The following is a 1,320-nucleotide window of genomic DNA, read 5'->3' as shown; positions in this document are numbered from 1 at the left end:
AAAGAAGAGAACCGGATGCCAGCTACGGCGCAAAATTTCTCCGGCAAAACTAGGAACGGACAACTCCCGCAGATTGCCAAAGTTTTTAGAAGAGACAGCGATCGCGCTAATGTCAAAGGTCTCAGCAACCGATTGAATCTCAACCACAGGATTGCCAATCCGAACTTGCGAATTAACTTGTAAATTTAGGGCTTCTAGTTCTGCTTTTACAGGCTTAAGGGCTTGCTCCGCTTGCTGAAGTTGATCATTGCCTTGCAAAAGCCTGCGCCCTCCTTGATTAACTATCCAGCAGAGCATACAGCTCTCTAAAGAATCAGGCGGTCGGTTTTGAGCCTTTTGGCGAAGGGTTTGAACTAGATACTTAGATGATTCACTGCCATCGTAAGGAATCAGCAAGTAACGAAAAAGATGCTGACATCGTAATGCCAGTTCCTCTTCAGTAAAAGTCGAGATCAGTTGCGGGCGCAAAATCATCAGGGGCACTGGCACTTTCTGGCATATACCGACTGTGGTACTCCCAAATAGCTTTTCATTCAGCAGGCTTCGGCTGGGCATCCCTAGCAATAGCAAATCGCTGCGATGCTTCTTAAGCATCTCCAAAACGGCATCAACGGGTCGACCCGAGGGAACCTCTACTTTAACTTCAACGCCGGCAGGCACATTTTCTAGGGCAACCGCAAGTTTTTGCTTGGCTTGATCAACCTTCTCATGGTTAATTCTAGGGATCTCTCCCTCATTCCAAATCGGAACGCTATGGAGAAAGACAATCTGCTCAATCCCATTCACAGCTAAATCAGGGATGTAACGGACCAGACGGTATAAGCCGTCAGAAAAGTCTGTGGAAACTAAAAGGCGCTTAAACATACCTCAAGACCATAAACCAATTTTGCCATTCCAGTTCGATTCTCAACCTTAGGTAATTCTGCCAAAGGTTAACAGCCTCAGCTGATCAAAGGGAATGGCTGTCTTTATCGTCGCATACAAAAAAGGGCACTGCCCGAACATGCCCATCCTAGATTTAAATTTAGGTTAAAAAGGAATTTTTCAATCTGTTGCCCCCCCGTCGACTGAATCTTCTAAGTCTTCTCGGTTAAAGGGTTCCTGGCAAATTTTGTTTATTTACGTCTAAAAGTTAAATTATTGCTTTTAAACCAGACTGCAATCAATTTTTATACAAATTAATCAAAATGACTGGGTTGTTGGTAACGCCCCGGCAACCCCAGCTTCTTTTCCAGGTTAGAAATGAAGCAAGAGATGGAGGTCGTTGCCTATGGGTGCAAAGGCAGACCTAGCTAAACTGAGGTCCTGAGTCTAGCCCCC

The 1,320-nt window shown here is 45.2% G+C and carries 1 protein-coding gene; it reads right to left on the bottom strand.

The features are described 5' to 3' along the window. The coding region (locus AC2VE5_RS27530) for a universal stress protein (RefSeq protein ID WP_486890706.1) at positions 1–864 on the bottom strand (864 nt) is incomplete at its 3' end. Positions 865–1,320 lie beyond the last annotated feature (456 nt).

It is taken from the genome of Aliterella sp. E5.1, from assembly GCF_057473825.1.
The sequence above is the reverse complement of the archived record's forward strand: the minus strand, read 5'-3'. Positions and strand labels throughout refer to the sequence as shown.